We start from the raw sequence: 692 nt of genomic DNA, 5'->3' as shown, positions 1-692 counted from the left end.
ATTAGGTTTTTATGGTATTGTTTTTATTTTCTAAGCAAAGAGAAATGCCCTTTTCTAGTTCTAAGATTTCCATTATTATCGATTAGTTGTATATCGTACCAATAATCGTTGGAAGGTAGCGGGCTTCCGTTGTATAAGCCATCCCACCCTTGGCTATTCACCGGAAAACTGGCTAATACTTTACCGTGTCTGTCAAAAATATTTATCATAGTTTGTGGGTAAAAATCTTGATTAACACCTTTAACAGTCCATGTATCATTATAACCATCATTATTAGGGGTGAAGAATTTAGGGAATTCAATGACAGATACTTGTATTTGAGCGGTTCCGCATCCATTTTTATCACGCACAAGTACAGTGTAAATTCCACCTTCTAAACCATCAAAATAAGGTTCGTCTTGGAAGTTTTGTACTATAAAACCTTCTTCGTTTTGAAGAGCAAATTCATAACTTCCTATCCCTAAATTATTATCATCATTGTTAATGGTAATAGAGTTATTATTGGTATCGTCTACTACAGTAATATCTTCTTCTGTAATGGTAGCAATAATTGATTCTTCAACAATAATTGTTCTGGTTCTTTCACAGTTTGTGGTTGTATTGGTGGCCGTAACATGATAAAATCCACCTTGATTTACTGTTAGATTATCTGTATTGCTAATCACCGCAGGGTCTTGATCTTTAGTCCACTG

1 protein-coding gene is annotated in these 692 nt (G+C 34.4%); it reads right to left on the bottom strand.

Translation table 11 applies throughout. The annotated features are described in order from the left end of the window. Window positions 1-23: 23 nt before the first annotated feature. Window positions 24-692: T9SS type B sorting domain-containing protein (locus tag ACFQ1U_RS13670; RefSeq protein WP_386109334.1), on the bottom strand; the 669-nt coding region annotated here is incomplete at its 5' end.

The organism is Tenacibaculum geojense (genome assembly GCF_042676005.1).
In the GTDB taxonomy this organism is placed as follows: Bacteria; Bacteroidota; Bacteroidia; order Flavobacteriales; family Flavobacteriaceae; genus Polaribacter; species Polaribacter geojense.
Note: the sequence above shows the minus strand (reverse complement) of the source record. Positions and strands in the feature narration are given on the sequence as shown.